A 2955-nucleotide genomic window follows, 5' to 3' on the forward strand; every position below is an offset into this window, starting at 1 on the left:
GCCAGACGGTTGGCCTTGAGGGCCTCGTCGTCGGCCATCACCATCACTTCGTTGAAGAAGGTGTCGACCGGCTCGCGCAGGGCGGCCAGACGGGTGAGGGCAGCCTGATAGTCACCGGCAGCGAACAGCGGGGCCAGTTCGGCTTGCAGTTCGGCAACCTGGGTGGCCAGCGCCTTCTCGGCGGCATCGACCAGCAATTCCGGTTTGACGGCAGTCGGCAGTTCGCCTTCGACCTTGGCCAGAATGTTGCTCACGCGCTTGTTGGCGGCAGCCAGTGCCAGTGCGGCATCCAGGGTGCGGAAGTGGCTGACGGCCTTGACGCGACGATCGAAGTCGAGCGGACGGGTCGGGCGGCGGGCCAGCACGGCCAGCACCACGTCGGCACCGATGCCTTCGTCCTGATAGGCGGCGCGGAAGCGGCCCAGCATAAAGTCGACCACGTCGGTGACGACGGTTTTGTTGGTCAGCTTGTCGCCGTAGACGCGTACCGCTTCTTCAACCAGTTCAACCAGATCCAGATCCAGCTGCTTCTCGGTCATGATGCGCAGGGCACCGATGGCGGCGCGACGCAGGGCGAACGGGTCCTTGTCACCCTTCGGCAGCATGCCGATGCCGAAGATACCGGCCAGGGTGTCGAACTTGTCGGCCAGCGCGACGGCGCAGGCAACCAGACCGGACGGCAGGGCATCACCGGCAAAGCGCGGCATGTACTGCTCGTTGAGGGCCACGGCCACCGCTTCGTCTTCGCCATCGTGACGGGCGTAGTGCATCCCCATGACACCCTGGGTGTCGGTGAACTCGCCGACCATGTTGGTCATCAGATCACACTTGGAGAGCAGACCGGCACGGCGGGCCTGAGTCACGACGGCACTATCGCCACCACTGATGCGCTCGGCGATAAAGCCGGCAACGGTCTCGATGCGCTCGACCTTGGCCTTGACGGTACCCAGCTGTTGCTGGAACAGCACGGTTTCAAGGCGCGGCAGGCGGGAGGCCAGGGTCTGCTTGAGGTCGGTCTTGAAGAAGAACTCGGCGTCAGAGAGACGGGGGCGAACCACCTTCTCGTTGCCGCTGATGATCTGGCTCGGGTCTTTGGACTCGATGTTGGTGACGAAGATGAACTTCGGCAGCAGCTTGCCGTTCTTGTCGTAGACCGGGAAGTACTTCTGGTCACCCTTCATGGTGTGCACCAGCGCTTCAGCCGGCACGGCCAGGAACTTCTCTTCGAAGTTGGCGGTCAGCACCACAGGCCACTCGACCAGTGCGGTCACTTCTTCCAGCAGGGCGTCGTCCAGATCGGCTACGCCACCGAAGGCGGCAGCGGCCGCTTCGACGTCAGCCTTGATCTTGGCCTTGCGCGCCATGAAGTCGGCAATCACCATGCCGCGCTCCTGCAGGATCTGCGGGTACTGGCTGGCGTTGTCGATGGTGAACTCGCTCTCGCCCATAAAGCGGTGGCCGCGAATGGTGCGGGCAGAGTCGATACCCAGAATGTGGGTGGGAACCAGCTCGCCATCCAGCAGCAGGGTCACGGTGAACACCGGACGCACGAATTGGATGGTCTTGTCGCCCCAGCGCATCATCTTCGGGATCGGCAGCTTGGCCAGCGCAGAGGCGACCAGTTCACCCAGCAACTCTTTGGCCGGACGGCCTTCGACCTTGGCGGTGTGAACCAGCCACTCGCCCTTGTCGGTGACCAGACGCTCGGCCTGCTCAACAGTGATGCCGTTGCCACGGGCCCAGCCTTCGGCTGCCTTGGTCGGCTTGCCTTCGGCATCGAACGCCTGCGCTACGGCCGGGCCGCGCTTCTCGACGCTCTTGCTCGGCTGTTCGCCAGCCAGCTCGCTTACCTTCAGCGCCAGACGACGCGGTGAAGCAAACCACTCGATGTCGCCGAAGGCCAGATCGGCCTTGGTCAGTTCGGCTTTGAAGTTGTCGGCAAAGGCTTCGGCCAGGGAGCGCAGGGCTTTGGGCGGCAGCTCAGCAGTACCGATCTCTACCAGAAATGTATGTTGTGCCATGTCCGTTCCTTAACCTTGCTTGTTCTCACTGCGCTGACACATAGGGAAACCCAGCGCTTCGCGGGAGGCGTAGTATGCCTCTGCCACGGCCTTGGTCAGGGTGCGAATGCGCAGGATGTAGCGCTGACGCTCGGTGACCGAGATGGCCTTGCGGGCATCCAGCAGGTTGAAGGAGTGAGCGGCTTTGAGGATGCGCTCGTAGGCAGGCAGCGGCAGCGGTTTTTCCAGTGCCAGCAGATTCTGGGCTTCCTTCTCGTACTGCTCGAAGCAGTGGAACAGGAACTCCACATCGGCGTGTTCGAAGTTGTAGGTGGATTGCTCCACTTCGTTCTGGTGGAACACGTCGCCGTAGGTGGTCTTGCCCAGCGGGCCGTCAGACCAGACCAGATCGTAGACGCTGTCCACGCCCTGAATGTACATGGCCAGACGCTCGAGACCGTAGGTGATCTCGCCGGTGACCGGCTTGCACTCGAGGCCGCCAACCTGCTGGAAGTAGGTGAACTGGGTCACTTCCATGCCGTTCAGCCACACTTCCCAACCCAGACCCCAGGCACCCAGAGTCGGGTTTTCCCAGTTGTCTTCCACGAAGCGGATGTCATGGATTTCAGGGTCCATGCCCAGCTCTTTCAGGGAGCCCAGATAGAGTTCCTGAATGTTGTCGGGGGAAGGCTTGATGATCACCTGGAACTGGTAGTAGTGCTGCAGGCGGTTCGGGTTTTCACCGTAGCGGCCGTCAGTCGGACGGCGGGACGGTTGCACGTAAGCGCAGGCGATGGGCTCCGGGCCCAGGGCACGCAGACAGGTCATGGGGTGGGAAGTACCGGCACCCACTTCCATATCCAGCGGCTGAATGATGGTACAGCCCTGGCGGGACCAATAGTCCTGCAGCTGCAGGATCAGGCCCTGAAAGGTTTTGACATCGAATTTTTGCATA

The 2955-nt window shown here is 62.1% G+C and carries 2 protein-coding genes; both read right to left on the bottom strand.

Going from position 1 to position 2955, the window contains the following annotated elements; all coding sequences use genetic code 11:
* Positions 1-2021: glycine--tRNA ligase subunit beta (gene glyS / locus G5253_RS20395; protein WP_421204160.1), on the bottom strand; the 2021-nt coding region annotated here is incomplete at its 3' end.
* Between the two features lie 9 nt (positions 2022-2030).
* Positions 2031-2954: a glycine--tRNA ligase subunit alpha gene (gene glyQ, locus G5253_RS20400; RefSeq protein WP_005339464.1), complete on the bottom strand. Its 924-nt coding sequence runs from the start codon at positions 2952-2954 to the stop codon at positions 2031-2033.
* Position 2955: the final 1 nt, after the last annotated feature.

It is taken from the genome of Aeromonas sp. 602658 (assembly GCF_049173005.1).
GTDB classification, from domain to species: domain Bacteria; phylum Pseudomonadota; class Gammaproteobacteria; order Enterobacterales; family Aeromonadaceae; genus Aeromonas; species Aeromonas veronii_A.

Bases quoted from the DNA above. Each gene is read 5' to 3' on its own strand.
- glyQ (WP_005339464.1), bottom strand. From the start codon at position 2,954: ATGCAAAAATTCGATGTCAAAACCTTTCAGGGCCTGATCCTGCAGCTG.